We start from the raw sequence: 22,848 nt of genomic DNA on the forward strand, positions 1-22,848 counted from the left end.
TCTCTCAGCCCTTCATCACATTCACGTCTTCGACGTCGATCGTTCCGCGGTTGCGGAAGAAGACGACGAGGATGGCGAGGCCGATGGCGGCCTCAGCTGCGGCCACCGTCAGCACGAAGAGCGTGAAGATCTGCCCGGTCAGATCGCCGTTGAAAGACGAGAAAGACACAAAGCTGATATTGGCCGACAAGAGGATCAGCTCGATCGACATCAGGATTACGATCACGTTCTTCCGGTTGAGGAAGAGACCGAAGATCCCGATGACGAACAAAGTCGCCGCCACCATGATGTAATGTTCAATTCCGACTGCCATCTCATCCGTCCCTCAGGCGCTCTCGCCCGTTATTGCCCCAGATCGTTGCGCTCTTTGTAAGGGGTCATCCCTTTGGCGCGCAGTTCCGGAAAGTAAGTGTTGCAGGCGCAGGTCTCGGCGTTTTCACGCAGCTCGATCCCTTTGCCCAGAACGGCTTTCACCGCCTGTTTCATCCGTGCCGCTGTCGCGGGCTGTTTCCTGGCTGCCGCCTCGCGCAGGAAGGTCGTCGCGGCCAGCGCATCGGCGGTGTCATAGCTGCGCCCCTGCCCCGGAACTGCGACCATGCGACCACTTGCGCAATGGGTGATCCGCAGACCATTGAACCCAGAAAGCGCAGCTGCCGCAGGCGTATCGGCCTCGGCAAGATCGCCATGGCTCACGATATTGTGGCGATATTCCTCGACCACGATGCCGGTGCCTGAGATCTGCGCCGGAAACCCGGTCCGCATCCCGGCCTCAACGCCACCACAGGGCGGCAGCGGGGTCAGAGCCTGCGCGGAACCGGCCGCCAGCAGCATCATACCGGAAAGGCAAAGCTTCATCCCTTGCCCTCCATCTCAGGAAACAGCGTCTTGCAGCCACATTCAAAGCTGATGTTCCGCCCGCCGAAAGCAAAACTCGCGCCCTTCGCAACGGTCTGAAAATCGCTCACGCCGTGGCGCAGCGCAACTTTACGCAGCGCGGGAAGATCCACTGCTTTGCGGCCTGCAGCCCGGTAGAGCTTTTCTTCGAGCCGGCTGTCGCTCGCTGCGCGCTCAGGCGCGTAGAGATCATAGCCACGCGCCGCCATCACAAGACTTTCGCCCCGGGCACAGTCATGGATCACGTAAGAGGTCGCCCCCATACAGGCATTGCCGCGCCTCAGGCCTTGCAGCACCAGACCCGGTGCCAGCGCCCGGGCAGAAGAAACCCGCGCCTGGTCAGAAGGCGAGACAATCCATGAGGTCTCGCAAAGGTCACCGCGCAGCACACCCGCTTTGGGCTTCATTTCCGCAGGCTCACAGGCCCGCGCCGGCGAAACCGCCAGCGTGGCTGCGAAAGCCGCAAAGATGATGCCCGCGCGGATCATGGATCAGAGCCCCTGCCCCGGTTTGATGTCTTTCATTTCGATGGTCTGGGCCGGGTCGCGCCACATCTGATGCAGCACGTTCTGGCGCTTGATGCCGGTACGGTGGCGCAGGGTCAGAAGGATCGCACCGATCATCGCGACCAGCAGCACAAGGCCTGCGGCCTGGAAGAGGTAGATATAACGGTCATAGATCAGCAGACCGATAGCGCGCGCATTGTCGATATCCGTGGGCGTCGGGTTCGTGAGGCTCGCGCCCGAAGACACACGCCAGGAGCCGAAGGCGATCCCGATCTGCATCAGAAGCACAACGCCGATCAGGAGCGCCAGTGGCATGGCCCGCGCCATCTCGCCCTTCAGCGCCGCGAAATCCACATCAAGCATCATCACGACAAAGAGGAACAGCACCGCCACCGCGCCGACATAGACGATCAGCAGGAGCATCGCGATGAACTCGGCGCCGAGCAGCACGAAAAGCCCGGTCGCGCCGACAAAGGCCGAGATCAGCCAGAGCACCGCATGAACCGGATTGCGCGAGACCGTGACCATCAGGCCCGACCCCACCGTCACAACCGCAAAGACATAAAAGGCAAAAACCGCGACGGTCATTTGCTAGCTTCCTTCCTCTCGTCAAAGACGGACTGGGCAATGTCCAGCGCCTGTCTCATGGCGGGCAAACCGCCGAACATGCTCATTTGCCAGATCACCTCGGCGATCTCGCGTTCCGTGGCGCCGGCTTCCAGCGCATGCCGGACCGTCACCCTGATCTGCGGCTCAGCGATGCCTGCAGGCAGCAGCGCCCCCTGCACCGTCAGCCCGGCCAGCGTCACCAGAAGCCGCGTGCGGCTGTCGAGCCCCTCGCGGTTAAAGGTCTTGCCGAACCACATTTCCATCAGATCCGCCGGCATGGTCGGGAACAGCTTGTCAAAACCGCCCGCTTTCATGCCTTCGCTCATGCTTTCCGTCACCGATGCCAGGCCCGGGTTGAAGCTTTTCAGCATCTCCTGGCTGCTTTCCATCATCTGGCTCAGCATTTTGGTATAGGCTTCGTTCATTCCGCGCCCTCCCCATCGGACCCGCCGGCATTCCCCTGCTGGCAGAGGAAGAAATTGACATTGGCAAAGCCCGTTGTTGCCGAAGTCACGACCCCCGGGTTCGAGCGTTCCTGGTCAGCGCTGCCCGCATAATCGGGAGACGCGTTCAGCACAACCTCTCCTGCCGGGTTCCAGCCGGTGGGGCAACCGCCCACGCGGCGCACAAGAAGAAGTGCATCCGGGCCGGGATCACCTTCGCCCGCCACGCCCTGCGGGCCGGCAGGCCCCTGAACACCGATCTCGCCCTGTGGCCCCTGCGGGCCGGCGACACCTTCAACACCTTGCGGGCCGGCCGGACCAACGGGACCCTGTACGCCGCCGGGTCCCTGGGGGCCGGGCTGACCTTCCGCCCCTGCCGGGCCTGCGACACCGGCCGGGCCGGGAACCCCCTGATCACCTCTGAGCATCCCGCCAGCAAACAGAGCGACAAGGGCAAAGGTGATTGCCCCGCCCGCCGCTCCGGTAATTGCTGATTCAAGTCTGCTCATGGCCTGGCCGGGTCTCCGGTTGGGGTGGGTCTGGCTTAACGGTAAGGTGCGTCGAGTTCGAGATTGCGGGCAATCTCGGCTTCCCACCGCGCGCCATTCTCAAGGAGTTTATCCTTGTTGTAGAACAGCTCTTCGCGGGTCTCGGTCGAGAATTCGAAATTCGGGCCTTCAACGATGGCATCTACCGGGCAGGCTTCCTGGCAGAAGCCGCAATAGATGCATTTCGTCATATCGATATCGTAGCGCGTGGTGCGGCGCGAGCCGTCTTCGCGCGGTTCGGCATCGATGGTGATGGCCTGGGCCGGGCAGATCGCCTCACAAAGCTTGCAGGCGATGCAGCGTTCTTCGCCATTCGGGTAACGGCGCAAAGCGTGCTCACCGCGGAAACGGGGCGAAAGCGGCCCCTTTTCATGCGGGTAGTTGATGGTGGGCTTCGGCTTGAAGAAATAGCGCATCCCAAGCGCAAAGCCCTTGATGAAATCCATCATCAGGAAATAGCGCGTGGCGCGGTTCCAGTCGATATTGGCCATTTGCCTCAGCCCCCGATCGCCCAGCGGGCCCAGAAGCCGCCAAGCACTTCAAATTTTGCAAGGAATGCCACCAGAACGACCCAGCCAAGGGACAGCGGCAGGAAGACTTTCCAGCCGATCCGCATCAGCTGGTCGTAGCGGTAGCGCGGCACGATGGCCTTCACCATCGCGAACATGAAGAACCACATCCACATCTTGGCGACCATCCACCACCAGCCATCGGCGATGCCCGGGATCGGCGAGAGCCAGCCACCGAAGAAGAAGAGGCTGATCAGCGCGCACATCAGGAAGATGGCGATATACTCGCCCGCCATGAACAGAAGATAGGGCGTCGAGGAATATTCGACCATGAAGCCCGCGACGAGTTCGGATTCAGCTTCCGGCAGGTCGAAGGGCGGACGGTTGGTTTCCGCCAGCGACGAGACGAAGAACAGAACCAGCATCGGGAAATGCGGCAGCCAGTACCAGCCAAGAAGTCCGTAGCCGGTATCCTGCGCCCGCACGATGTCGGACATGTTCATAGAACCGGACGAAATGATCAGACCGATGATGATCAGGCCCAGCGAAACCTCGTAAGAGATCATCTGCGCAGCAGAGCGCAGGCCCCCGAGGAAGGCGTATTTCGAGTTCGACGCCCAGCCGCCCATGATCACGCCGTAAACCTCGAGCGAGGAGACGGCGAAGACGAACAGGATCGCGACGTTGATATCGGCCAGTACCCAGCCGTAATCGAACGGGATCACCGCGAAGGCCAGAAGCGCCAGCACGAAAGACAGGATCGGTGCAAGGAAATAGACCGGGCGGTCCACACCTGCCGGGACCACGATTTCCTTCAGCACATATTTCAGCGCATCAGCAAAGGTCTGCAGGATCCCCCAGGGGCCGACCACGTTCGGGCCGCGCCGCACCTGCACCGCCGCCCAGATCTTCCGGTCGCCATAGACCATGAAGATCAGCGAGATCATGACGAAGGCGACCACCGCAAGACACTGCGCGATCAGAATGACCGCCGTGCCAAGCCCCGTCGAGAAAAATCCGTCCATCTTCCTACCGTCCTCTCAGTCCGTTTTCCGGACCGCTGTCTTTATGCCTTTTGTCCGGGGGCTGCCCCTCAGACCGTCGGGATCCTCAATGCGCCGCAATCCTGCACCGTCACTTCGGCGTCAATCGTTTTCACGCCGCGGGGCAAGGCGGCTGAAACCAGCCAGACCGAGTCCCCCCGCAGCGTATCGCCGGATTTTGCAACATTCGTCCGCACATGGCGGGCGAAACCGGCGCCCCGGATCAATGCATATTGCGCGGCTGCGCAACGGGCATAATCCTCGATGTCCTTGCCATTCTGCGTCCCCTTCATGGCGACGCGGAAACTGACCATATCGCCATCCAGAAGCACGGTCTGGATGCCGTGATATTCCTTCTTGCCCGGCATGGGCGCGCCCTCTCCATCCCCCGCGCAGGCCCCCAGAGCCGCCAGGGCGGCCGGGAACAGCGTGAGGGTGGCGAGGTGACGCATCGGCTTACTCAGCCGCCAGCGGCGCGTTGGCACGCGCGAGCGCCTGAGCGGAAAGCTCGGCCATGACCTGGCTTGCACGGGCAATCGGGTTCGTCAGATAGAAATCCCGGATCGCATTGCGGAAGCCCGCACGCGCCGGCATCCGGAGCTCCAGCGGCTGCCATTCGTTTTCCACGACCTCATTCACCAGACCCAGATGCGGGTGATCGGCGATCAGCGCGGCACGAAGCCCCGCGAGGCTGTCCCAGGGCAGTTTCGCGCCCAGCTCACCCGAAAGCGCGCGCAGGATCGCCCAGTTCTCACGGGCCTCGCCCGGCGCAAAGCCCGCGCGGAACGCCAGTTGCGGCCGGCCTTCGGTATTGACGAACAGGCCGTTTTCCTCGGTGAAAGCAGCAGCCGGCAGGATGACATCGGCACGGTTCGCACCGCGGTCACCATGGCTGCCCTGATAGATCACGAAGGGCGGCGCGCCTGCATCGGTCCATTCGCGCGCGATCTCGACCTCATCCGCACCAAGGTTAAAGATCACCTCGGCGCCCAGAACCGCCGCCGCCATGCCGCCATCGGTCACGGCACCGACATCCAGCGCACCAACGCGGCTTGCTGCCGTATGCAGGATCAAAAGCTTAGAATTCGAGTTCTCGGCGAGCTTCATGGAATGGGCCAGAACCGCCTCGCCATCAGCCTCATTGATCGCACCCTGACCGACGATCACAATCGACGGCGCTTCACGGGTCGCATCCGAGATTTCCTTGCCCGACAGCTCGACCAGCGCCGCGCGGTCAGAGCCGACATGCACATAGTCATAGGTCAGATCGACCGCTTCACCGACCAGACCCACGGTCGCGCCATTGGTCCAGGCCTTGCGGATCCTTGCATTGAGAACCGGGCTTTCGACACGCGGATTGGTGCCGATCAGCTGGATCATCTTTGCGTTGTCGATGTCTTCAATCGTCGCGGTGCCGACATAGGCAGAACGATTGCCAATCGGCAGACGCGCGCCATCGGTGCGCGATTCCACTTTGCCGCCAAGGCCTTCAATCAGCTTTTTCAGGCTGTAAACCGCTTCGGTCGGGGCCAGATCACCCACCAGACCCACGATCTTCTTCCCCTTCATCGCCGCTGCAGCCGCCTCAAGCGCCTCGCCCCAGGTCGCCTTGCGCAGCTTGCCATCCACCCGCACATAAGGCGTGTCGAGGCGCTGACGGCGCAAGCCGTCCCAGATGAACCGGGTCTTGTCGGAAATCCATTCCTCATTCACCGCGTCATTGTTGCGCGGCAGGATGCGCATCACTTCACGGCCCTTGGTATCGACCCGGATATTGCTTCCGAGCGCATCCATCACATCGATGGTCTCGGTCTTGGTCAGCTCCCAGGGGCGGGCGGTAAAGGCATAGGGTTTCGAGGTCAGCGCACCAACCGGGCAGAGGTCGATGATATTGCCCTGAAGGTTACTGTCCAGCGTCAGGTTGAGATACGAGGTGATCTCGCTGTCTTCCCCGCGGCCGGTCTGGCCCATCTGGGTGATGCCCGCAACTTCCGAGGTGAACCGCACGCAGCGGGTGCAGGAGATGCAGCGCGTCATCGCGGTCTTGACCAGCGGGCCAAGGTCCAGCTCGTCAGAGGCGCGTTTCGGCTCGCGGTAGCGCGAGAAATCCACGCCATACGCCATGGCCTGGTCCTGCAGATCGCATTCGCCGCCCTGGTCGCAGATCGGGCAATCCAGCGGATGGTTGATCAGGAGGAACTCCATCACCCCTTCGCGGGCCTTCTTGACCATCGGTGACCTGGTTTTCACCACCGGCGCCTCGCCATTCGGGCCCGGGCGCAGGTCTTTCACCTGCATCGCGCAGGAGGCCGCCGGTTTCGGCGGGCCGCCCACGACTTCAACCAGACACATCCGGCAATTGCCCGCAATGGACAGCCGCTCGTGATAGCAGAAGCGCGGGATCTCGATCCCGGCCACTTCCGCCGCCTGGATGATCGTCATCGAGCCGTCAATCTCCAGCTCGGTCCCGTCGATGTTGATTTTTTTCAGATTCGACATCTGCGCCTACTCCGCCGCGATCCGGTCGCATGCATGGGCTGTCCATGTCGCGGCCTCTTCCAGATACGACCAGCCGAAGGCCTGGTCGCTGTCTCCAAATTCATTGCGATGCTGCCACCGCGCATAGCCCTCGGCCATGTCCGCCATACGCGGACTGCCCTCGGACGGCGAGGCCGGATCGGCCTGCGCCGCATCCATCGCCGCGTCATCGAGCCGCCAGACAAAGCCCGCTGCGCGTTCGGCGACCCCGTTCACCAGATCCAGTCCGGCCACGAAATCCACGACTTCGGGCGCGTCCCAATCGTGACGCAACAGGCCGAAATTGAGCGCGGCAAGGTGACAACCGTCACGCGTGTGCAAAGCTTTGCCATGGGCCATTCGGGCGGTCATCTGGTCGACCTCAGCAAATAGCCGATCAGGCTTTTCTTCGCGATTTCCGCCTCGCCCACGGCGCAATAGGCCTGGGTCTTGCCCGGTTCAGCCCCCGCCTTTTTCAGCCATGCCGCAGCCTCGGCCTTGCCGCGCTTCTTCTCGGTCTTGCTCTCGACGAAAGCGGTGACTTCCTTGCGGGTATAGCCCTGTTTCAGCGCGTAATCCCTGAGCTTGGTCAGCTCGTTCAGCGCGCGCAGCTTTCTCGGCCGCATCGTCGGGCAATTATCGGCAATCGCATCAGCGATGAAGCCCTGCCGCAGTGTGTCGTTGATATGCGCTTCCTGGTTGATCGGCGTGCGCGCCAAAGCGGCGCCGGCGCTCGCAGCAATCACCAGCGATACAGCAAGAATTTTCACGGATGTCATAACGGATGCTCCACAGGTTGCAGCGGTCATCTGACCGGCCCCCCATCCTGCCAGAGCGACAGGCGCATCAAAACGCACGGCTTCGTGGCGTTTCCGTGATCCGTGCCGGCTGAAACATCCCGTGATCATGCGCAGCCTCCGGCGAAAAGCCAGGCGCCTGCCCGATCATATTTCCCGATGGCCTTTTCACGGAACTGGCCGCCTGCGGCGGCACAGGTCGCGCGGGCGGCTTTCTTGGCCAGCGCGCCCTGATCATTGCGAAGGCCCCCGGCGGTGGTGACCCGGATCTCCTGGCCACCAATCGGCCGCGCGCCGACCACGGTCAGCTGCACCCCGGTCGGGCCGGGGCGAACCTCGCCCTGGATCGCATGGCCATCGACCTGTACCTGATGCAGGCCGGGTGTCACCGTTTCCGGCAGCGGCGTATGGATCACCGCACAGCCCGACAGGACAAGCGCCAGCGCCACGACCGAAAGGCCGCGGGCGGGTGCCGTCATGCTGAGGGTTGCGCGAAGGGCCATGATTACTCCGCAGCCAGCGCGGCCGAGATGCGGCCGGTGCGCTTTGCTTTGATACGGTCCTCGATTTCCTCGCGGAAATTGCGGATCAGACCCTGGATCGGCCAGGCGGCTGCGTCGCCAAGGGCGCAGATCGTGTGACCTTCGACCTGTTTGGTGACCTCGAACAGCATGTCGATCTCTTCGACCTCTGCATCGCCGGTCACCAGACGGTCCATGACCCGCATCATCCAGCCGGTGCCTTCGCGGCACGGCGTGCACTGACCGCAGCTTTCGTGCTTGAAGAATTTCGACAGGCGCCAGATCGCTTTGATCACGTCGGTCGACTGATCCATCACGATCATGCAGGCGGTGCCGAAAGACGATTTCAGCTCGCGCATACCATCATAATCCATGATGGCGTTTTCACACATATCGGCAGTCAGGATCGGGCAGGATGCGCCGCCCGGGATCACCGCTTTCAGGTTCTTCCAGCCGCCACGCACGCCGCCGCCATGTTTCTCGATCAGCTCGCGCATCGGGATCGACATCGATTCCTCGATCACGCAGGGCGCGTTCACATGACCCGACATCGCGAAAAGCTTCACGCCCGCATTGTTCGGACGGCCAAAGCCCGCGAACCATTCGCCGCCACGGCGCAGGATGGTCGGTGCCACAGCGATGGATTCGACATTGTTCACCGTGGTCGGGCAGCCATAAAGGCCCGCCCCCGCCGGGAAAGGCGGCTTCATCCGGGGCATACCCTTGCGGCCTTCAAGGCTTTCCAAGAGCGCGGTTTCTTCGCCACAGATATAGGCCCCTGCGCCGTGATGCAGGTAAACATCGAAATCATAACCGGATTTCGAGGCATTGCGGCCGATCAGACCGGCGTCATAGGCCTCGTCGATCGCAGCCTGCAGCGCCTCTTTCTCGCGGACATATTCGCCGCGGATATAGATATAGGCAGCAACCGCATTCATCGCGAAACCGGCGATCAGACAGCCTTCGATCAGCGTATGCGGATCATGGCGCATGATTTCGCGGTCTTTGCAGGTCGCAGGCTCGGATTCGTCGGCATTGACCACCAGATAGGCCGGACGCCCATCCGAGACCTTCGGCATGAAGGACCATTTCATCCCCGTCGGGAAGCCCGCACCGCCGCGCCCGCGCAGGCCCGACTTTTTCATCTCATCCACGATCCAGTCACGGCCTTTGGACATGATATCCGCCGTGCCATCCCAATGGCCGCGCGCCATTGCCCCTTTGAGGGAGCGGTCATGCATCCCGTAGAGGTTCGTGAAGATGCGGTCCTGATCCTTGAGCATCGCTCGCTCTCCTTACGCCCGGCGCCCGCGCCAGATCTGATACGTCACGGCCAGAGCCCAGATGAAACCGGCAATCGCTGCGAGATCGAAAAGGAAGACAAACCGCGTCTCCCAGCCGAAATGCCCGCCGAGCCATTGCCCGCCCATCCACAGGATCATCGTCGCCGCAATGACAACAGCCACAAGGCGCACCTGGCGCCCGCGCTTGATGTCATGTGCCGATGGCCCTGTCATGCCCCCGCCCTCAGTAATCGTTGGTCTTTGCCCGGATGCGGAATGCGTCCAGACCTTCAGCCATAATCAGTTTCGCCTGCGCCACCCATTTGTCACGGGTCACGCGGCCTTTGAAGCCCTTGAGATTCTGGTCAACCCAGGTGACTTCGTCTTCGCTCCAGCCGGCAATCTGGTCGAAATGGAAAAAGCCAAGCTCATGGCAGAGCCGTTCCAGCACCGGGCCGATACCTTCGATTTCCTTGAGGTCATCCGCCGCGCCGCCGCGCGGCCCCTGCAGCGCTTCGGGCTGTTTGCCCTCTGCCGCCACCGGCTCCTCCGTTTTCGCAGCCGGTTTTACGGCGGGCTTTTCGGCCAGCGCCATACCGCCCTCGCGATTGCGGATCCAGGACAGGTTCAGCGCCACTTCGGTGCCATCGATCCGCTTCACCGTCTCGCCGATATCCACCGCACGCTGCACCGAGCCATTGAGGCCCGCGCCCTTGCCCTTGTATTCGGCAAGCGAAGTCAGGCCGGTGACCGGTTCAGACGAATAGCGGCCGCTTTGCGAGCCGGGCTGCGGCACTTCACCATCGCGGAAGCGCGCGATCAGCCCGCGCAGCACCGTGGGCGTCAGGTCTTCGTAGTAATCCTTGCCGATCTGCGCCATCGGCGCATTGGCGCAGGCGCCGAGGCATTCGACCTCTTCCCAGCTGAACTTGCCATCGGCAGAAACCGTATGCGGCGCCGGTGCGATCAGCTCTTTGCAGACCTCGATCAGCTCTTCTGCGCCGCAGATCATGCAGGACGTGGTGCCACAGATCTGGATATTCGCAACAGAGCCAACCGGTTGCAGCTGGAACATGAAGTAGAAGGTCGCGACCTCAAGCACGCGGATATTCGCCATACCCAGCATGGTCGCGATATATTCGATTGCGGGCCTGGTCAGCCAGCCTTCCTGTTCCTGCGCCCGCCACAACAGCGGGATGACCGCCGAGGCCTGGCGCCCTTCGGGATATTTGCTGATCTGCCCCTCGGCCCAGGCCAGGTTGGCGGGCGTGAAGGCGAAACTCGCAGGTTGCTCGTGGTAAAGGCGGCGCAGCATGTCAGATGATCCCGACGAAAGAAAAAACGGCTTTGATGTACAGGAGCCCGAAGGGACCATGCACAAAGAAGGGGGTCAGGACCAAAACAGGGATGAGCCCGACCAGCAGCATCAGGGGCATTTCTCCGTTTTCACGGTCAGGGCCCAGGTATTCTCGTCCAGCTCCGCCGACCCGTCGGCAAGCATTTCCTCGACGACCACGGGGGTCCAGTCTTCGCTGAACCCAAGCGGCGGCAAGAGGGTTGCCGCTTCTTCTTCGGTCATCGTGCAGCCATGGGCTTCGAGCGTCTCGGTCAGAAGCGCCTTCCAGTCGGTGCCGGCGGGCGGCGCCTCCTGAGCAAACGCCGGGAGAAGCGCGGGCCCGGCCAGCAGCATCACGGCAAGGGGGGCAAGACGGTACAGCATCAGCAGCCAAGCCCCTTGAGGCGGAAGGCGCCCTGCCCCTCTTCCACAAGATATCCGCCAATGATCAGCTGAACCGAAGCGGCCATGGCGCTTTCGTCATTCATCCCCGTCAGGCGGTTCTGAACGGCGTCATTATTGGCCTGGGTCAGCACACAGCCCTCTGCCGCGATGGCGGCGGCAAGCTGCTTTGCTTCTTCCCCGAGTTCGCTGGTCTGGGCAAAGCCCGCCACCGGCAGAGCAAGGGCCAGAAGAGCCGTCGCGAAACGTGCCATCATCTGTCCACCTCACCAAACACGATATCCATCGTCGCGATGATCGCCGAGACATCGGCCAGCTGGTGGCCCTTGCCAAGGTAATCCATCGCCTGAAGATGGGCATAGCCCGGCGCCCGGATCTTGGCGCGGTAAGGCTTGTTCGTGCCATCCGCCACCAGGAAGACGCCAAACTCGCCCTTCGGGGCTTCAACCGCAGCATAGACCTCGCCCGCGGGGACGTGGAAGCCTTCGGTATAGAGTTTGAAATGGTGGATGAGCGCCTCCATCGAGGTCTTCATCTCACCACGTTTCGGCGGCGTCAGCTTGCCGCGCGCCAGCACATCGCCCTGCCCCGCCGGCTCACGCAGTTTCGCGATGGCCTGCTGGATGATCTTGACGGATTCCCGCATCTCCAGCATCCGGCAGAGATAGCGGTCATAGCAGTCGCCATTCTTGCCGACCGGTACCTGGAAGGTGAATTCGTCATAGCATTCGTAGGGTTGCGCACGACGAAGATCCCAGGCAAGGCCCGATCCGCGCACCATCACCCCGGAGAACCCCCAGTCCAGCGCGTCTTGCTCCGACACGGTCGCGATATCGACAGTGCGCTGTTTGAAGATGCGGTTTTCAGTGATCAGCGCGTCAAGGTCATCGACAAGTTTCGGGAAGGTCTGCGACCAGGCCTCGATATCGTCGATCAGCTTTGCCGGCAGATCCTGGTGGACGCCGCCCGGCCTGAAATAGGCCGCGTGCAGACGTGCACCGCAGGCGCGTTCATAGAACTGCATCAGTTCTTCGCGCGCGGTAAAGCCCCAGAGCGGCGGCGTCAGCGCACCAACGTCCATCGCGCCGGTGGTGACGTTCATCAGATGGTTCAGGATGCGGCCGATTTCCGAATAGAGCACCCGAATGAGGCTCGCACGGCGCGGCACCACAGTGCCGGTCAGCTTTTCAATCGCCAGACACCAGGCATGTTCCTGGTTCATCGGCGCCACATAGTCGAGGCGGTCGAAATAGGGCAGGTTCTGCAGGTAAGTCCTGCTTTCCATCAGCTTTTCGGTGCCGCGATGCAGAAGGCCGATATGCGGGTCGGCGCGTTCAACGATCTCGCCATCCAGCTCCAGCACCAGACGCAGCACGCCATGGGCCGCAGGGTGCTGCGGGCCGAAGTTGATGTTGAAATTACGTATCCGCTGCTCGGACGTCTCGATATCCATCGAGCCGTCATCATAGAAATTCCGGCGCATATCCTGCGAGTTGGAGCCGTCCATCATTTCGGTGCCTCCGCTTTCTGATCGCCCGGAAGGATATATTCCGCGCCTTCCCAGGGCGACATGAAGTCGAACTGGCGGTATTCCTGCACCAGTTTCACCGGCTCATAGACGACGCGCTTCTGCACTTCGTCATAGCGCACTTCGACATAGCCGGTGGTCGGGAAGTCTTTGCGCAGCGGATGGCCACGGAAGCCGTAATCGGTGAGGATGCGGCGCAGGTCAGGATGACCCTGGAAGATGATCCCGAACATATCGAAGGTTTCGCGCTCGAACCAGTTTGCACCGGGATGCAGGCTCACCAGCGAGGGGATCATTTCCTCTTCGCGCAGCGCAACCTTCACGCGGATGCGCTGGTTCCGGTACATCGACAGGAAGTGGTAGACCACATCGAACCGCGCCGGGCGTTCCGGGTAATCGACCGCCGTGATGTCGATCAGCGTCGAAAAGCGACAGGTCGCCTCGTCCCGCAGATATTCAATCAGCGCAAGAAGATGCGCCGGCGTCGCCAGCAGCGTCAGCTCGCCATGGGCCACGGCATGCGACAGCACCGCGTCGGGCTGGCGCAGGGCAATGGTGGCTCCGAGTTCGTTCAGCGCGTCAGACATCCTGTTCACCTCACCAGAGTGCCGGTGCGGCGGATCTTCCGCTGCAATTGCAACAAGCCATAGAGCAGCGCCTCGGCCGTGGGCGGGCAGCCCGGCACATAGACATCGACCGGCACCACGCGATCACAGCCGCGCACCACCGAATAGCTGTAATGGTAATAGCCGCCGCCATTGGCGCAGCTGCCCATCGACACGACATAGCGCGGCTCGGGCATCTGGTCATAGACCTTGCGAAGCGCGGGCGCCATCTTGTTCGTCAGCGTTCCGGCGACGATCATCAGATCCGACTGCCGGGGCGAAGCGCGCGGCGCCATGCCAAATCGTTCCACATCGTAATGCGGCATCGACATCTGGATCATCTCGACCGCGCAGCAGGCCAGACCAAAGGTCATCCAGTGCAAAGACCCGATCCGGGCCCAGTTGATCACATCCTCGGTCGAGGTCAGCAGGAAGCCTTTATCCTGCAGATCACGCGAGAAGGCCGCGACATCGCCGTCGCGGTCCAGCCCTACCGTATTGGAACCGGTCATCACTCCCATTCGAGAGCTCCCTTCTTCCACTCATAGGCGAAGCCGATGGTCAGCACGCCAAGGAACACCATCATAGACCAGAACGCTGTCATCGAGATCTCGCTGAACGCAAGCGCCCAGGGAAAGAGGAAAGCGACTTCAAGGTCAAAGATGATGAACAGGATCGACACGAGGTAGAACCGGACGTCGAATTTCATCCGCGCGTCATCGAATGCGTTAAATCCGCATTCATAGGCCGAAACCTTTTCAGGGTCCGGATTCCGGATTGCGATCACCGCAGCAGCGAGGATCAGGACGAGGCCGAGCCCCACCGCGATCACGAGCAGAATGACAATCGGAAGATACTCTCGGAGAAGCGTGTCCACGAGATGCTCCTTCAGCTGGCGTCAGCGAGCCTGCGGACCCTTTTTCGACCCGCTTGCACTCATTGGTTCGCTTTACCCCTGCCCCCGCCCGGGGTCAACCGAGGGAGAGGGGTTTTCCCACCCTTCCGAAGGGGGTTCCCCCTTGTTTTGCTGTGTTGCTTCAGGCCGCCTCTCAAAAAGAATCTCTGCCGGTGCTGCATCGCGGCGGGGTTGTCGTCCCCGGCGTCAGAAAGTCGCAGGCAAAGGAATCACAAAAGCAATTACCCCCTGTATTCCCATGAAAAACAGTAGGAAATTATCCGACGCTATTCCTGACCTTGACCGGAACGCCCCGGTCGCATTGGCTTGGTCCCGATCAACAGAGGAGCATCGCAATGTCTTCCCCTCTCCGGAACCGTCCCCTGCGGCTACATCGTGCCGCCCCCGTCATGGCCCTGCTGACAGGCTTTGCCCTCAGCCTCTCGCCGGCCCTCGCTCAGGGGATTTGCGGGATCAGCATCAGGGCGCTGCAGGAGAGCCTGGTGCTCTTTGGCGAAAGCTATCAGATCGCCCCCGATATTGATTGCGAGACCGAGGCTACGCTGCCCGCGCACCGGTTGATGTGCGACAGCCTCTATGAGGACGAGCAGGAGCTCTGGCTCATGGGCAATCTCGATGACGCGGCCTGGGTTTATGCGCTGGAAAACGCAACCGGCACCGAGACCGATCACGGCAATCCGTCGCGCGATGAGACCTTTATCGCCGCCCGCGATGCCTGCACCACCGAAGCCTGCCTGTGCGAGGCGCTGATCGGGCACACCAATGCCTCACTTGGCGGCGAGAGCCCCTACCTGCGGTAAGGCAGGGGCAACGGGACATGGGTCACCGGATCACTGGCGCCCCGATCAGCCGGGGCGGCTTTCGGCCCAGTCGCGGAATATCCCGAGAACCCGGCCGAGATCGAAGACGCCACAGGCGCCGCGAAATTCGCCGGAAGCGACCTGGCAGTCATGCCAGCGCGTCTTCGGGTCTCCATCGCCGCCCGTCTCGCCGGAACGGGTCGCTGTGAAGGCCCGCGCCTCCAGCTCTGTCCCCGTCAGGCTGACCGTCACCATCCAGCCGGGATTGTCGGGCGTCTCAATGCGAATGCCGTCCTGATGTTCCCAGTCGCCGTCACATTGCAACCCGTACCAGTTGGCAAGCCAGACGAGATGGTCAGGATCCCTCATTCGATGACCGGGGCCTCGCCTGCGTCGAGATGCCCGGCCTGGCCGGTGATCAGCACCTCTTCGCGGATGATGCGGGCGATAAGCGCCGCGTCCTCCACCGAAAAAGTCAGCGGCAGCCGCATATCCGCAAGGCCGGCAAGGATGCGGTCGGTATTCGGGCACTGCTGTTCGCCTGCATAGCGCCAATGCGGATAGCGCGAGGTGAAGGCGACCGGCTCTTCCACCCCGAACCATTTCAGCTCCACCCCCCGCGCGACGCAACGCGAAAGCAGCATCCCGATCCGCGCGGCCTCCCAGCCGGGCAGCGCGAACTGAAAGGATGATCCGACATGGCGCTCTGCCGCGGGGCGCCGGATCAGTCTGAGGCCGGGCGTATTGGCAAGGCCCCGCTCCATCGTCTCGTAAAGCGCGGTCCAGCGGGCGCGGCGTTCTGCCAGCAGCGCGACCTGGGGCCGCAGGATCGCTGCACGCAGATTGTCCATCCGCCCCGAGACATTCGGGATATCAAGCCTGATATCCTTGAACGCTTCGGGCCCGGGCGCGGCGCGGTGCCGGGCATAAAGCATGTAACTGCCTGACAGCAGGATCATTTTTGCCGCGATATCCGCGTCATCCGTGATCAGGAGCCCGCCTTCGCCGGAATTCATATGCTTATAGGTCTGGGTCGAATAGCAGCCGATCAGGCCATGCCGCCCCGAGGCGACCCCGTTCCATTCCGCCCCCATCGTATGGGCGCAATCCTCGATCACGATCAGGCCCAGTTCGCCACAAAGCGCCATCAGCGCCTCCATATCGCAGCTATGGCCACGCATATGCGACAAAAGCAGGATGCGCGCGCCGGTCGCCCGGGCCTTCGCAGCCAGATCGTCGAAGTCCAGCACCAGGTCTTCGGTGATCTCGACAAAAACCGGATGGCCCCCTGCCGCCTGAACAGCGCCTGGAACCGGCGCGAGCGTGAAGGCATTGGTCAGAACCGCCGCGCCCTGCTCCAGCCCCGCGGCGCGAAGCGCGCAGCCCATCGCATAGCCGCCGGACGCCACCCCGAGGCAATAACGCGCGCCGGTGAAAGCCGCGAATTCTTCCTCAAGCAGCGCGGCTTCGGCGATCTCATCGCCCAGCGTATTATAGCGATGCAGCCGCCCGTGGCGCAAAACCGCCAGCGCCGCTTCGATACCCGCCTCCGGGATCGGCTCTTGCTGGGTGAAACTGCCGCTGAACCGCTCGCTCATTTTTCCGCTGCCTTCCCTGTGGCACTCCGCACCGTTGTCCCTGTCAGCCATATGAACAGCACAAGCGCAAGCGAGAGGCAGCCGCCGGCCACCCAATAGGCCACATCCGGCGATTGCCATTCGCGGCCCCCGGCCATGAAATGTCCGAAGATCTGCGAGAAGAAAACCGTGCCGAAGAGCATGGCGATATTGGTGATGGCCGAAATCCCGCCCTGCAGTTCGCCCTGCGCGTTTTCGGGCACCTGGCGGGACATGATCGCCATGATCATCGGATGGACAAAGCCCTCGGGGCCATGGACGAACATCAGCACCACGACCACGCCCAGCCCGCCTGCAAGCCCATAGCCGGTCGCGGCGATGGTGGCGCAGACGAGGCCGATCAGCGCCGTGCGATGCTCGCCGAACCGGCGCACGAAGATCCCGGTCAGCCCGCCCTGGAACCCCGCCATCACAAGGCCGAACACCGCCAGGGTCAGCCCGACCATGCCCTCGGTCCAGCCGAATTTCGCCATGCCCCAGAAGGTCCAGATCGCGGGATAGACCGAAGAGGCGAAGAAGAAGACGAACAGCACCGCGCAAAGTGGCACAGCCCCCGGATAGGTGCGAAAGACCCGGAAGGCGCCAAAGGGATTGGCGCGCGCCAGCTCGAACCGGCGGCGTTTTTCCCGGCCGAGGCTTTCTGGCAGCACGAACCAGCCATAGGTGAAATTCAGGAACGAGACGCAGGCGGCCACGATAAAGGGAATGCGGGTGCCGATCTCTCCCAGCAGACCGCCGATCGCCGGCCCGATCACAAAGCCCACACCAAAGGCTGCGCCCATCAGCCCGAAGGCACGGGCGCGGTCTTCGGGCGCGGTCACATCGGCGATATAGGCATTGGCGATGACCCAGCTTGAGCCGCAGACCCCGGCAAGCACCCGCCCGACAAAGAGCCAGAACAGGGTCGGCGCCCAGGCCGAAAGCAGGAAATCGGCCCCCAGCCCGAACACCGCCAGCAACAGAAGCGGCCTTCGGCCAAAACGGTCGGACAGATTCCCCGCCAGCGGCGAGCAGATGAATTGCGAGACCGCAAAGGCCGCAAACATCCAGCCCCCGATCTCTGAGGCGCGGTCAAGGCCGACATGCCCCACCTCTTCGATCAGCCGCGGCAGAACCGGCATGATGATGCCAAAGCCGATCATGTCCAGAAAAACCGTGATCAGAACAAAGGTAACCGCATGTTTCGATGCGGATCCGGGCAATGGCTGCGAGGATTGGGCGGGCGCGGGTTCGGCGGCAGAATTCTGGCTGTCGGCAGGCATATCACACCAGGGCGAGAGAGGGCGCCGGAAAGGGCCAGGCGCAGGCGCCAGACCCTGCCCCCACGCCTCTGTTTTGTCAAATCACCGCAGGATGACGGTTTTCGTCATTGGACACGTCTCCGCCCGCCCTGCGAGATCTGCGGCCAGAATACAGGAAAGGTTCTCCCCGATGCGCTTCGCCCGTTCCCGCCCCGCGCGCCGCCATCGCGGCTTTCTCCGCCTTCTCGCCCTGGCGATGGCGTCTTCGCTGATGCTGGGCTTTGCCGTGCCGGTCAAAGCCGGCCTGGTGATCCAGAGCCGTGCCGCCCGGGCACCGCATTGCGCCGCACTCCTGTGCATCGCCCAGGAAGGTAATTCCCCCCATTCTAGCGGGATTCCGGCGTAAACTTCACGCCGTCATCTTCAGTTGTCCCGAAGAGGTGTAGTGCCGCCGCGTCCAATGTTCGACCGATCATTGGTCATGGGTTGCCCCCCCTCCTGACGGCAGTTTTGTACCATAGTGATCCGGACGGGATCGGGAGGAACCAATAAGAACGAGGTCTCAACCCTCCGCGTTGCCCCCGGAAAACAGGTCTTTCAACCGCCGGGAGCGACAGCGGGCGAGGTCGTGTCGCTCTGGTCAGCCGGATGGCGCGTAGTGTCTGGGCAATGATGGTGAAAAGCGGGACATACCGTGCTCCGGCAGCAACAGCGCAAAGCCGGGCATTCGCCGCAAGGCTCTGGGGTGAAAGAAGGCAGAGAGAGGTCTGGCGCTACGATGGTGAGCCGGGATCTCAGAACCCGATTACAACAAAGTGCTACCGCGCAGGCCACGTTGGCTGGGAATCTGATCCGCGAAGATCAAACGGGGCCGCGACATCTGTAAGGTCGCATCTTTACACCGGGCCTGTCTCTGCACCCGACGACGCGCCAATCCGAACTTGCTAATCCCACCTGCCGCATGGGCGGTAACATAGGGTGCAGGCCCAGGGTCGTTACGCGGCAAAACCCTGTACCGCACCGCTGCTTTCGATGACGTAGTGTTCCGGCCATTCCTGGAGGACAATGCGGTTGCAGCGCTCGGTGCAGGCGTTCAGCCAGGGCAGTCCTGGTCGGACAGGTCGGATGGCGATACCCTGTGCCGACGCCCGGATCAGCAATTTGCCACTGATGTATTCCCGCCCCTTGGTGCCACGTTTTGTGGCAGGCTTGATGCGCCAGCCGATGATCCGATCAGCGGGCCGTGAAACGTCGGCTTCGATCCTCTGACTCACGCTGTTGACGATGTCCAGACCGTCCGGCGACCTGAATCGACGCCCATCACCGATGGCGATCCCCCACGTAGCGCAGGCCCGCGAAGCAAAACCATCGGTGACATAGGGTTTGGTGCTTGCGGCACGCTGCACATGTCCGGCTTGTCCCGTTTGATGCCTTGCCCCGGCCTGATCCGGCCGCGGTTAATTCCATCTCGCACAAGATCCTACGCAACCGCTTCTGGGCCTGACAGGCCCGCAGACAATGCGCAGTGCGCGGAAGCAGGTCTCACTGAAGGCGAACCATCGGCAGGCCAGCGCAATGCAGTCCACCTTCCCTCGCCCCCCGCAGCCTTCGCCAGCGGCCTCGAACTGATGGCGCCGCGCTGCCTCATCTTGGCGTTGAGCGGGCCGCGTGTTGTTTTTCCGGCAGCTTCCCCTTTCCTCGAGGGGCCTCCCAGAGCAGGTCCGTCGGCATGGCGAGGTCCACAGACCATGCGTTTGAGCCGCCGGTGCTCGTCTTCCGATGCCATCATCCGGATCCTCATGGAAGCGTTCATGCCGCCATAGCTCGCACGCCACATGCAAGAGCTCCCGCTGCTGATCTCTTGCCCACGACACAGCTCCGCCGCCCTCGGCCTCGCGCAGCCCTGCAAGGATCTGCGGCTCGGTGAAACCGATCTTCCTCATTCGAACCACCTCGGCTCAGGCAGCGAGAAGCCTGCTGCCGCATCGCCTTAACCAAAGGGAGAGTGCCGGAGGAACTCCCCCGGGCCGGCTATATATCGCGCGCCGCTTACAGCGGGGCACTGGCCGCCTCGGTCCGGATGCCGTCATTGTCCCCGGCACGGGGGAGCAGAAAGTCCAGGCCAGCGTTTCGCGAAACCACTCCGCCACAAGACCATGCCGCAGCTTATCACGGAATTCGACGGGCACACGCCCAGGTGCGGCAGGACCTTCTTATGATCAGCCACAATAGTCCTGAACCTGCATCCCGCGCCATTGCGGCTCCGGCTTCCCCGCAGCCATTTTCATCTGTCCTTAAATATCCCGGGGGGAGAGCGGCCCTGGCCGCGAGGGGGGCTGGCCCCCTCCCTTTCCCGGGTGCTGCCTGCTCAACCCTTCTGGTCAGGTCGGCTGCGTCGCCAGCCAGGCCATCAGCCGCGGCCGGATCGTTTCATCCCCCGCCGCACGCCCCGCCTCGATCACTGCCCGCACCTCGCCCAGATCGACACTGCGGATCAGCGCCTTGACCGGCCCGACCGAGGCCGGCCGCATCGACAGCGACCGGAAACCAAGCGCCGCCAGAACCAGTGCCTCAACCGGCCGCCCGGCATCCTCGCCACAAAATGACAAGGGCGTCGCAGTTTCGGCGCAGCGCGCGATGATCTGCTCGAGGAAGGTCAGGAAACTGACATTCAGCGTGTCATAGCGTTTGCGCACCCGTTCATTCTCGCGATCTGCCGCAAAGAAGAACTGTTTCAGGTCATTGCCCCCGACCGAGACAAAATCCACCTGATCAAAAAACGCCCTCGGCGCGAAGGCGAGCGAAGGCGTCTCGCACATAGCGCCGATCTCAAGCGTCTCCGGCACCGGATGACCCAGCGATTTCTCACGGTGGATCTCGCCCAGGACCTGGGCGCGCGCCTGCATGAACTCGCCATATTCCGCGACGAAGGGGAACATCACGGTCAGCGGCCGCCCCGCCGCCGCCCGGATCAGCGCCTGCATCTGCATACGCAAAACGCCCGGCTTATCCAGCCCCACCCGGATCGCGCGCCAGCCCATTGCGGGGTTCGGCTCGTCATTCGGCTTCATATAGGGCAGGACCTTGTCCGACCCGATATCGAGCGTCCTGAACGCGACCCGCCGTCCGCCGGCCGCCTCCAGCACGCGGGTATAAAGCGAGGCGAGCTCGGCCCGTTTCGGCATCTTGTTGCGGATCAGGAACTGCAATTCGGTGCGGAACAGCCCGACCCCTTCGGCACCCGATCCCTCAAGGCTCGGCAGATCCGCCATCAGCCCGGCATTCATATGCAAAGAGATCACCGCACCACATTTCGCCTGGGCCGGCAGGCCTTTCAGCGAGGCGTAACGTTTCTGGGCTTCGGCCTGCATGGCAATCTTGTCCCGGAAGGCGCGCGAAACGGTCTCATCGGGCCGAAGATGCACGATACCCTGATCACCATCCACCAGGATGTTATCACCATTAAGTGCCTCGGCACTGATCCTTTCGGCATGGATCACCAGCGGGATCGCCAGAGCGCGCGCGACAATCGCGGCATGAGAGCCGACCGAGCCTTCCTCCAGCACCACGCCTTTCAGCCGGCGACCATATTCCAGCAGTTCCGCCGGGCCGATATTGCGGGCAATCAGGATCGGGTTTTCCGGCATCGCCGCCCCGGTATCCGCGCCCTGGCCGGTCAGGATCCTGAGAAGCCGGTTCGACAGATCATCAAGATCCTGCAGGCGTTCGCGCAAATATGCATCCGGCACCTGTTCCAGCCGCGCCCGCGCCGCCGATTGTTCCTTTTCAACCGCCGCCTCGGCCGAAAGGCCAAGGGTAATGTCTTCCTCCATCCGCTTCAGCCAGCCGCGCGAATGGGCGAACATGCGATAGGCTTCCAGGACCTGCTTCTGGTCCTTGTCAAGCTGCTCGGCCTCCAGCAGATCATCGATCGAAATGCGGAGCTGCCCCACCGCATTGCGGATCCGGTCGATTTCCAGCAAAGGATCATCGGCGACCGGGTTGGTCACCACCACCCGCGGCTCATGCAGCCAGACCCTGCCCTCGGAAGCGCCCTCCTGGCCCGAGGTGCCGCGAAACATCAACGACTGGCGGTGGATCGGACGCCCGCCGCCATCATCGCCGGCAAAGGCGCCCAGTTCCGTCATCTCGGCGAGCACCATGGCCACCACTTCCAGCGCATCCAGCTCGTCCTCGGAAAACACCCGCGCCTCTTTCGACTGCACGACCAGCACGCCCAGCTTCTCACCCACCCGCTGCAACGGCACGCCGAGGAAAGACGAAAAGATCTCTTCGCCGGTCTCGGGCATGAAACGGAAGCCTTTTTCCGCGGGCGCATCGGCGGTGTTCACCGGCAGACCGGTGCGCGCCACGCGCCCCACCAGCCCCTCGCCCAGCCGCATCCGCGTCTTGTGGACGGCGGATTTCTTCAGCCCTTCGGTGGCGAACAGTTCAAGCGTTTCCTCATCGCGGAAAAGATAGATCGAACAGACCTCGGTCGCCATAGAATCGGCGATCAGATGGGTGATGCGATCCAGCCTGTCCTGGCCTTTTCCAGGCATGGCCAGCACATCGCGCAACCGCCGCAGCAGCCTGCGGCTCTCACTCTCGGTCCGTTCGGGCATGATCGGGGCGCGACCTCCGGTTTCAGGAATTGCGAAGCGTCTGCGCCCCTTAGACCACATGATTGCGGGAAACGGAACGGTTGCTCGA

At 62.5% G+C, this 22,848-nt stretch carries 29 protein-coding genes; 2 read left to right on the forward strand and 27 right to left on the reverse strand.

Annotation, left to right across the window (positions count from 1 at the left end; genetic code table 11):
• Window positions 1–4 precede the first annotated feature (4 nt).
• The 22 genes from nuoK to M3484_RS10240 all read right to left on the reverse strand — a co-directional run bounded on the left by nuoK (window position 5) and on the right by M3484_RS10240 (window position 14,418).
• Window positions 5–313: an NADH-quinone oxidoreductase subunit NuoK gene (gene nuoK / locus M3484_RS10135; RefSeq protein ID WP_092896299.1), complete on the reverse strand. Its 309-nt coding sequence runs from the start codon at window positions 311–313 to the stop codon at window positions 5–7.
• Between the two features lie 29 nt (window positions 314–342).
• Complete coding sequence (locus tag M3484_RS10140) at window positions 343–855, reverse strand: hypothetical protein (RefSeq protein WP_249496769.1); 513 nt, start codon at window positions 853–855, stop codon at window positions 343–345.
• Window positions 852–1,382 (reverse strand): hypothetical protein, encoded by a 531-nt coding sequence (locus M3484_RS10145; protein WP_249496770.1) that lies wholly within the window; start codon window positions 1,380–1,382, stop codon window positions 852–854. The genes M3484_RS10140 and M3484_RS10145 overlap by 4 nt, the downstream gene beginning before the upstream one ends.
• 3 nt (window positions 1,383–1,385) lie before the next feature.
• Window positions 1,386–1,988: an NADH-quinone oxidoreductase subunit J gene (locus tag M3484_RS10150; protein WP_092896293.1), complete on the reverse strand. Its 603-nt coding sequence runs from the start codon at window positions 1,986–1,988 to the stop codon at window positions 1,386–1,388.
• A complete protein-coding gene (locus M3484_RS10155; RefSeq protein WP_092896291.1) occupies window positions 1,985–2,434 on the reverse strand; it encodes a carboxymuconolactone decarboxylase family protein in 450 nt (149 codons plus the stop codon). The genes M3484_RS10150 and M3484_RS10155 overlap by 4 nt, the downstream gene beginning before the upstream one ends.
• The gene (locus tag M3484_RS10160) at window positions 2,431–2,961 is read right to left on the reverse strand and encodes a collagen-like domain-containing protein (protein WP_249496771.1); all 531 of its coding nucleotides are present in this window, start codon (window positions 2,959–2,961) and stop codon (window positions 2,431–2,433) included. The genes M3484_RS10155 and M3484_RS10160 overlap by 4 nt, the downstream gene beginning before the upstream one ends.
• Window positions 2,962–2,996: 35 nt before the next feature.
• Window positions 2,997–3,491 carry an NADH-quinone oxidoreductase subunit NuoI gene (gene nuoI, locus M3484_RS10165; protein WP_092896287.1) on the reverse strand — a complete coding sequence of 165 codons (495 nt, stop codon included), beginning with the start codon at window positions 3,489–3,491 and terminating at the stop codon, window positions 2,997–2,999.
• A 5-nt stretch (window positions 3,492–3,496) separates the two neighbouring features.
• Window positions 3,497–4,534 (reverse strand): NADH-quinone oxidoreductase subunit NuoH, encoded by a 1,038-nt coding sequence (nuoH, locus tag M3484_RS10170; RefSeq protein WP_092896285.1) that lies wholly within the window; start codon window positions 4,532–4,534, stop codon window positions 3,497–3,499.
• A gap of 68 nt (window positions 4,535–4,602) precedes the next feature.
• On the reverse strand, window positions 4,603–5,004 hold the full coding sequence (locus M3484_RS10175) for a YNQ4 family lipoprotein (RefSeq protein WP_092896283.1): 402 nt from the start codon (window positions 5,002–5,004) through the stop codon (window positions 4,603–4,605).
• Between the two features lie 4 nt (window positions 5,005–5,008).
• On the reverse strand, window positions 5,009–7,051 hold the full coding sequence (gene nuoG / locus M3484_RS10180) for an NADH-quinone oxidoreductase subunit NuoG (protein WP_249496772.1): 2,043 nt from the start codon (window positions 7,049–7,051) through the stop codon (window positions 5,009–5,011).
• 6 nt (window positions 7,052–7,057) lie between these two features.
• Window positions 7,058–7,441 (reverse strand): DUF3291 domain-containing protein, encoded by a 384-nt coding sequence (locus M3484_RS10185; RefSeq protein ID WP_249496773.1) that lies wholly within the window; start codon window positions 7,439–7,441, stop codon window positions 7,058–7,060.
• On the reverse strand, window positions 7,438–7,848 hold the full coding sequence (locus M3484_RS10190) for a DUF5333 domain-containing protein (protein ID WP_249496774.1): 411 nt from the start codon (window positions 7,846–7,848) through the stop codon (window positions 7,438–7,440). Before M3484_RS10190 ends, M3484_RS10185 begins: the two co-directional genes overlap by 4 nt.
• Window positions 7,849–7,973: 125 nt before the next feature.
• Window positions 7,974–8,369: a hypothetical protein gene (locus tag M3484_RS10195; RefSeq protein ID WP_249496775.1), complete on the reverse strand. Its 396-nt coding sequence runs from the start codon at window positions 8,367–8,369 to the stop codon at window positions 7,974–7,976.
• A gap of 2 nt (window positions 8,370–8,371) precedes the next feature.
• Complete coding sequence (nuoF, locus tag M3484_RS10200) at window positions 8,372–9,670, reverse strand: NADH-quinone oxidoreductase subunit NuoF (RefSeq protein ID WP_249496776.1); 1,299 nt, start codon at window positions 9,668–9,670, stop codon at window positions 8,372–8,374.
• A 12-nt stretch (window positions 9,671–9,682) separates the two neighbouring features.
• On the reverse strand, window positions 9,683–9,904 hold the full coding sequence (locus M3484_RS10205; RefSeq protein ID WP_198837547.1) for a DUF5337 domain-containing protein: 222 nt from the start codon (window positions 9,902–9,904) through the stop codon (window positions 9,683–9,685).
• Between the two features lie 10 nt (window positions 9,905–9,914).
• A complete protein-coding gene (gene nuoE / locus M3484_RS10210; RefSeq protein WP_249496777.1) occupies window positions 9,915–10,985 on the reverse strand; it encodes an NADH-quinone oxidoreductase subunit NuoE in 1,071 nt (356 codons plus the stop codon).
• Between the two features lie 111 nt (window positions 10,986–11,096).
• A complete protein-coding gene (locus tag M3484_RS10215) occupies window positions 11,097–11,390 on the reverse strand; it encodes a hypothetical protein (RefSeq protein ID WP_249496778.1) in 294 nt (97 codons plus the stop codon).
• Window positions 11,390–11,662, reverse strand: a complete 273-nt coding sequence (locus tag M3484_RS10220) for a hypothetical protein (RefSeq protein WP_092896265.1) — start codon at window positions 11,660–11,662, stop codon at window positions 11,390–11,392. Before M3484_RS10220 ends, M3484_RS10215 begins: the two co-directional genes overlap by 1 nt.
• Window positions 11,662–12,918: an NADH-quinone oxidoreductase subunit D gene (locus tag M3484_RS10225; RefSeq protein ID WP_249496779.1), complete on the reverse strand. Its 1,257-nt coding sequence runs from the start codon at window positions 12,916–12,918 to the stop codon at window positions 11,662–11,664. Before M3484_RS10225 ends, M3484_RS10220 begins: the two co-directional genes overlap by 1 nt.
• The gene (locus M3484_RS10230; protein ID WP_092896261.1) at window positions 12,915–13,523 is read right to left on the reverse strand and encodes an NADH-quinone oxidoreductase subunit C; all 609 of its coding nucleotides are present in this window, start codon (window positions 13,521–13,523) and stop codon (window positions 12,915–12,917) included. The genes M3484_RS10225 and M3484_RS10230 overlap by 4 nt, the downstream gene beginning before the upstream one ends.
• A 5-nt stretch (window positions 13,524–13,528) precedes the next feature.
• Window positions 13,529–14,062 carry a NuoB/complex I 20 kDa subunit family protein gene (locus M3484_RS10235; protein ID WP_092896259.1) on the reverse strand — a complete coding sequence of 178 codons (534 nt, stop codon included), beginning with the start codon at window positions 14,060–14,062 and terminating at the stop codon, window positions 13,529–13,531.
• Window positions 14,053–14,418: an NADH-quinone oxidoreductase subunit A gene (locus tag M3484_RS10240; RefSeq protein ID WP_092896257.1), complete on the reverse strand. Its 366-nt coding sequence runs from the start codon at window positions 14,416–14,418 to the stop codon at window positions 14,053–14,055. Before M3484_RS10240 ends, M3484_RS10235 begins: the two co-directional genes overlap by 10 nt.
• 374 nt (window positions 14,419–14,792) lie before the next feature.
• Here M3484_RS10240 and M3484_RS10245 point away from each other — a divergent pair, with 374 nt between their 5' ends.
• Complete coding sequence (locus M3484_RS10245; RefSeq protein WP_249496780.1) at window positions 14,793–15,257, forward strand: hypothetical protein; 465 nt, start codon at window positions 14,793–14,795, stop codon at window positions 15,255–15,257.
• A gap of 45 nt (window positions 15,258–15,302) precedes the next feature.
• On the opposite strand, the gene M3484_RS10250 is transcribed toward M3484_RS10245, so the two are convergent.
• The 3 genes from M3484_RS10250 to M3484_RS10260 are packed head-to-tail and all read right to left on the reverse strand — an operon-like array spanning window position 15,303 to window position 18,156.
• Complete coding sequence (locus M3484_RS10250) at window positions 15,303–15,626, reverse strand: immunity 53 family protein (RefSeq protein WP_249496781.1); 324 nt, start codon at window positions 15,624–15,626, stop codon at window positions 15,303–15,305.
• Entirely contained in the window at window positions 15,623–16,855 is a 1,233-nt protein-coding gene (locus M3484_RS10255; RefSeq protein WP_249496782.1) for a DegT/DnrJ/EryC1/StrS family aminotransferase, read from the reverse strand. Before M3484_RS10255 ends, M3484_RS10250 begins: the two co-directional genes overlap by 4 nt.
• Complete coding sequence (locus M3484_RS10260; protein ID WP_249496783.1) at window positions 16,852–18,156, reverse strand: TCR/Tet family MFS transporter; 1,305 nt, start codon at window positions 18,154–18,156, stop codon at window positions 16,852–16,854. The genes M3484_RS10255 and M3484_RS10260 overlap by 4 nt, the downstream gene beginning before the upstream one ends.
• Before the next feature lie 169 nt (window positions 18,157–18,325).
• Here M3484_RS10260 and M3484_RS10265 point away from each other — a divergent pair, with 169 nt between their 5' ends.
• The gene (locus M3484_RS10265; RefSeq protein WP_249496784.1) at window positions 18,326–18,541 is read left to right on the forward strand and encodes a hypothetical protein; all 216 of its coding nucleotides are present in this window, start codon (window positions 18,326–18,328) and stop codon (window positions 18,539–18,541) included.
• Window positions 18,542–19,130: 589 nt separating this feature from the next.
• Here M3484_RS10265 and M3484_RS10270 read toward each other — a convergent pair.
• Together M3484_RS10270 and ptsP are read right to left on the reverse strand one after the other, a co-directional pair.
• Window positions 19,131–19,541 (reverse strand): hypothetical protein, encoded by a 411-nt coding sequence (locus M3484_RS10270; RefSeq protein WP_249496785.1) that lies wholly within the window; start codon window positions 19,539–19,541, stop codon window positions 19,131–19,133.
• Window positions 19,542–20,516: 975 nt separating this feature from the next.
• Complete coding sequence (ptsP, locus tag M3484_RS10275; protein ID WP_092896243.1) at window positions 20,517–22,760, reverse strand: phosphoenolpyruvate--protein phosphotransferase; 2,244 nt, start codon at window positions 22,758–22,760, stop codon at window positions 20,517–20,519.
• Window positions 22,761–22,848 lie beyond the last annotated feature (88 nt).

It is taken from the genome of Pseudomonas sp. GX19020, from assembly GCF_023371075.1.
GTDB lineage: Bacteria > Pseudomonadota > Alphaproteobacteria > Rhodobacterales > Rhodobacteraceae > Pseudogemmobacter.

Bases quoted from the DNA above. Each gene is read 5' to 3' on its own strand.
- nuoK (WP_092896299.1), bottom strand. From the start codon at position 313: ATGGCAGTCGGAATTGAACATTACATCATGGTGGCGGCGACTTTGTTC.
- M3484_RS10140 (WP_249496769.1), bottom strand. From the start codon at position 855: ATGAAGCTTTGCCTTTCCGGTATGATGCTGCTGGCGGCCGGTTCCGCG.
- M3484_RS10145 (WP_249496770.1), bottom strand. From the start codon at position 1,382: ATGATCCGCGCGGGCATCATCTTTGCGGCTTTCGCAGCCACGCTGGCG.
- M3484_RS10150 (WP_092896293.1), bottom strand. From the start codon at position 1,988: ATGACCGTCGCGGTTTTTGCCTTTTATGTCTTTGCGGTTGTGACGGTG.
- M3484_RS10155 (WP_092896291.1), bottom strand. From the start codon at position 2,434: ATGAACGAAGCCTATACCAAAATGCTGAGCCAGATGATGGAAAGCAGC.
- M3484_RS10160 (WP_249496771.1), bottom strand. From the start codon at position 2,961: ATGAGCAGACTTGAATCAGCAATTACCGGAGCGGCGGGCGGGGCAATC.
- nuoI (WP_092896287.1), bottom strand. From the start codon at position 3,491: ATGGCCAATATCGACTGGAACCGCGCCACGCGCTATTTCCTGATGATG.
- nuoH (WP_092896285.1), bottom strand. From the start codon at position 4,534: ATGGACGGATTTTTCTCGACGGGGCTTGGCACGGCGGTCATTCTGATC.
- M3484_RS10175 (WP_092896283.1), bottom strand. From the start codon at position 5,004: ATGCGTCACCTCGCCACCCTCACGCTGTTCCCGGCCGCCCTGGCGGCT.
- nuoG (WP_249496772.1), bottom strand. From the start codon at position 7,051: ATGTCGAATCTGAAAAAAATCAACATCGACGGGACCGAGCTGGAGATT.
- M3484_RS10185 (WP_249496773.1), bottom strand. From the start codon at position 7,441: ATGACCGCCCGAATGGCCCATGGCAAAGCTTTGCACACGCGTGACGGT.
- M3484_RS10190 (WP_249496774.1), bottom strand. From the start codon at position 7,848: ATGACATCCGTGAAAATTCTTGCTGTATCGCTGGTGATTGCTGCGAGC.
- M3484_RS10195 (WP_249496775.1), bottom strand. From the start codon at position 8,369: ATGGCCCTTCGCGCAACCCTCAGCATGACGGCACCCGCCCGCGGCCTT.
- nuoF (WP_249496776.1), bottom strand. From the start codon at position 9,670: ATGCTCAAGGATCAGGACCGCATCTTCACGAACCTCTACGGGATGCAT.
- M3484_RS10205 (WP_198837547.1), bottom strand. From the start codon at position 9,904: ATGACAGGGCCATCGGCACATGACATCAAGCGCGGGCGCCAGGTGCGC.
- nuoE (WP_249496777.1), bottom strand. From the start codon at position 10,985: ATGCTGCGCCGCCTTTACCACGAGCAACCTGCGAGTTTCGCCTTCACG.
- M3484_RS10215 (WP_249496778.1), bottom strand. From the start codon at position 11,390: ATGCTGTACCGTCTTGCCCCCCTTGCCGTGATGCTGCTGGCCGGGCCC.
- M3484_RS10220 (WP_092896265.1), bottom strand. From the start codon at position 11,662: ATGGCACGTTTCGCGACGGCTCTTCTGGCCCTTGCTCTGCCGGTGGCG.
- M3484_RS10225 (WP_249496779.1), bottom strand. From the start codon at position 12,918: ATGATGGACGGCTCCAACTCGCAGGATATGCGCCGGAATTTCTATGAT.
- M3484_RS10230 (WP_092896261.1), bottom strand. From the start codon at position 13,523: ATGTCTGACGCGCTGAACGAACTCGGAGCCACCATTGCCCTGCGCCAG.
- M3484_RS10235 (WP_092896259.1), bottom strand. From the start codon at position 14,062: ATGGGAGTGATGACCGGTTCCAATACGGTAGGGCTGGACCGCGACGGC.
- M3484_RS10245 (WP_249496780.1), top strand. From the start codon at position 14,793: ATGTCTTCCCCTCTCCGGAACCGTCCCCTGCGGCTACATCGTGCCGCC.
- M3484_RS10250 (WP_249496781.1), bottom strand. From the start codon at position 15,626: ATGAGGGATCCTGACCATCTCGTCTGGCTTGCCAACTGGTACGGGTTG.
- M3484_RS10255 (WP_249496782.1), bottom strand. From the start codon at position 16,855: ATGAGCGAGCGGTTCAGCGGCAGTTTCACCCAGCAAGAGCCGATCCCG.
- M3484_RS10260 (WP_249496783.1), bottom strand. From the start codon at position 18,156: ATGCCTGCCGACAGCCAGAATTCTGCCGCCGAACCCGCGCCCGCCCAA.
- M3484_RS10265 (WP_249496784.1), top strand. From the start codon at position 18,326: ATGCGCTTCGCCCGTTCCCGCCCCGCGCGCCGCCATCGCGGCTTTCTC.
- ptsP (WP_092896243.1), bottom strand. From the start codon at position 22,760: ATGCCCGAACGGACCGAGAGTGAGAGCCGCAGGCTGCTGCGGCGGTTG.